General features: G+C 68.1%; 1 protein-coding gene. It reads right to left on the reverse strand.

The annotated features are described in order from the left end of the window. Positions 1-3,328, reverse strand: a 3,328-nt coding sequence (locus ACLP4W_RS17165; protein WP_442387924.1) for an Agd3-related carbohydrate-binding protein, incomplete at its 3' end; no start/stop codon positions are given. Positions 3,329-3,353 lie beyond the last annotated feature (25 nt).

Consider the following 3,353-nt stretch of genomic DNA (forward strand, 5'->3'; position numbering starts at 1 on the left):
CGGACTGCGACGTCACCCGCGCCACGATGCTGGCATTGCCGGTCAGCGGCTGCGACACGTAATTGAACTGATCGCTGCCCCCCCAGATATCAGCGCCAGCGCCGTTGACGGTGAAGACCCCGCTGGAGTACGACGCCGACCCCGCCACAGCCGGGCCGCCCACATCCGCATCCGCCCACGGCGACGGCACCGCACTGGAGCCACCCGCGGTAACACTCACATTATCGAAGGTGGATGTGCTCAGGGCGCTGGCGTTGTGGGAGGTGGTGAACAAGCCGATCGTCACCGGATCGGTCAACGAGATCGTGGTCGCCCCGACCGGGGTCCAGGTGGTGCCGTCGGCCGAGGAGAACGCGGTGATGGTGCTCCCGGTCCGGGTCAGCTTCAGCCAGGCGTTCGGGAAGGTGTAGCTCCCGCCCGCCACCTGGGAGTTGTACCCGTACTGGAAGGCGATGCCGTTACCCGGCGTCACGCCCAGCAGCGCATAAGACGAGCCGGTGGCAGTGGACTGCTTGATCATCACGCCGGACTTCGCCCACGGATCAGTGTCGGACTGCGACGTCACCCGGGCCACGATGCTGGCATTCCCGGTCAGCGGCTGCGACACGTAATTGAACTGATCGCTGCCCCCCCAGATATCAGCGCCAGCGCCCTTGACGGTGAAGACCCCGTTCGAGTACGAAGCCGACCCGGCCGGAGCCGGGCTCCCCACATCCGAATCGGTCCACGGGGACGGCAGGACGGTTTCGGTCAGGGTCTCCGTGGCCCCGGTGCCGAGGTTCACCCAGGCGGACAGCTGGCCGCCGTAGGCCGTGCCGAACGCCGCGCCGCTGACAGTGGTGCCGGCCGGCGCGGTGATCGGGACGTTCACCGCCGAGCCGCTGTTGGTGACGGTGACCGTACGATTGGTCTCCGTCGCGCTGACCCCGGACGTGCCATCGCCCCACGCCGCCTGCTCGGCCAGGACGGTGGCGATCTGCCCTTCGGTCAGCTGCTCGTACGGAGTGGTGGTGGCGTTGAACGCGGCGTTGTACTGGGCCAGCAGCGGGTTGAGCACCGAGTACAGCAGGCCATCGCCGGTCGTGTCCGCCGTGCCCGGCGCGGTGGCCGGCGGCGCGGCGTTGCACACCGTCGGGGTGGCACAGCCGGGCGGCGCGCCCATCAGGTTGGTCTGGTGCACGTAGCTCGGCTCGGGGTTGTTGCTCAGCATGAACGTGAACATCTGCGACACGACCTGGTTGACGATGTCCTGGAACGTCGCCGGCGCGGTCAGGCACACCGTCGTGCTCGTATCACACTGGCCACCCAGCGACGGGGGCAGGTAGAGGGTGTTGTACTCGTCGACCGCTTGCGCCTCGGTGGAGTTGTTGTAGTAGATGTTGATCGGGTGCCGCGGGACCACCTGCGCGGTCCCATCAACGAAGGTCGAGCCCGCCGGATAGGTGGCCCCGGTGTAGCTGGCCCCGATGCCGAACTCGTCGGTGGGCGGGTTGGGGTAGGTCTTGGAAGCGTCGTCGCCCACCGCGGTGATCCCGACCGCCTCCATGGCGGGAACGAAGTAGGGGTTCTGCTCCCAGGGTTTCTCGACGGCGTTCTCCTGGACCGGCGGGGTGGTGAAGCCAGCCGCCGTGCCGGCGGCACCGGTATCGGTGTAGGTCTGCTCCAGCTCGCCGCCGCCGGTGACATCGGTCGTCGACGTCGGGTTACCCGAGCTGTTGTCGGGCAGCGTGGCCGACGCCGGGGTAGCCAGGTTGCCGACCAGCGACCAGGTCGTGTACGGGGACGCCGCACGGTAGACGAGGTAGTTGGCCGCGTGGCAGATCGACTGCCACGTCAGCGTCACCGAATTGTTCGGTGACGACACCGTGATGGGCGCGGTCACATAGGCCGAGGACTGGTCGGTGCTCGGCGAGTCCGAGCCGTTGAACTGGTCGGTCACCGCGTACTCATAGGTCCCCGCGGCCAGCTTCCCGCCGGTCGTGCTCGCCGCGGTCGAAGTGTCCAGGTCCGGCGGGTCGACGGTGGCCGGGTTGCCCGGCACCAGGTCGGCAAAGCCCGAGTGGTTGCCAGGCACGAACACCTGCGGGTCCTCATACCCGTACGAGAGTGAGTCGTCGGTGCTCGAGGCCAGCCCGAGTCCTCCCGTTCCCGCCGTCGCGCCGGGAGCGGCCGCTATCGAGCTGGTGTTCTCGTTCAGCTCCGCCTCGATGTAGTTCTCCGTCGCGCAGCCCACATCCATATAGGGCGTGTCATAGGTGTGGCTGATCCAGCCGAAGTCGTCGGTGTAAGGCTTGCTGGTCGCCGGGTCAGTCGCCTGGAACGCGGCCGTCAGCGGGTCGCTGGTGACGGTGCCGGTGGGGGCGCCGTCGTAAGTCAGGTCACCGGACTGGGCCGCGATGCTGCTGGCGTAGTTGAACAGCTGGTCCATCCGGAAGTGGTTCGCCTGCGACCACTGCGCCGCATAGGGGACATCGGAGGGCCGCATCCGCAGCGCGTCCGCGTCCGAGTAGTCGATGGTGTGATTGGTAATGCTCCACGCGTCGTCCGGCGTGAAGGTGTCGTCGATGTCCATCTCGACGTAGTTGCGGTACAGGCCCAGGTGGGTGTCCTGGGTCACCCAGTTGACCAGCCCGGGCGCGATCTCCAGCCACTGCGTCTGGCCGGAGTTGTAGTCAAAGAACAGCGAGAGCTCCGACACCCCGGCCTGCGGGTCGGTGCCCGGGTGCAGGTACACCCCGGCCAGGGTGTCCCCGGCGGAGTTGTTCAAGAACGACGTGAACGGAGCCCCGGCGGTAACCGTGGCCCCGTAGCCGTAAGTGCCGGTGGCGAAGGCGACGGGGCCCTTCAGCTCGGGGAAGGCGGCCAGCCCGGCGGTGGTCAGCGTCGCCGTGGTGCCATCCAGCGCTCCCCCGCTCGCCTCGGTCGCGCCTAGGCTCGGGTCGGGGAACATGTAGCCGTCGATCTGGCGCACGCCGAAGCTGGACTCATAGGTATCCAGCGCGGTCAGCTGCCCTGAGGCGAAGTCCGCCGGCGAGTCAGCGATCACCACGCCGTTGAAGTTGCCCGTGGTGCCACTGGACAACGTCGGCAGGGTCACCGTCCACGAACCGGACGTGCCCGTGGCATCGACCTCGGTATAGGGAACCCCCTCAGTGGCCAGCGCGGACTCCCAGGCCGCCGTCGTGGGATCAGCCGACCCGCTCCCGATCAGCAGGACCTTCAGGTCCACCGTGGGCGCCGTGGCCGCCGTGGCCGCAGACCCCGCACCAGCAGCCGCCATCCCAGCGGCCGAAAGCACCGCGGCCAGGCTCAGACCCAGCCATCTCACACCACGGCGCCTGCGTCCTGCAACG

The sequence above is a fragment of the Mycobacterium sp. genome (assembly GCF_052145595.1).
Classification (GTDB): domain Bacteria; phylum Actinomycetota; class Actinomycetes; order Mycobacteriales; family Mycobacteriaceae; genus Mycobacterium.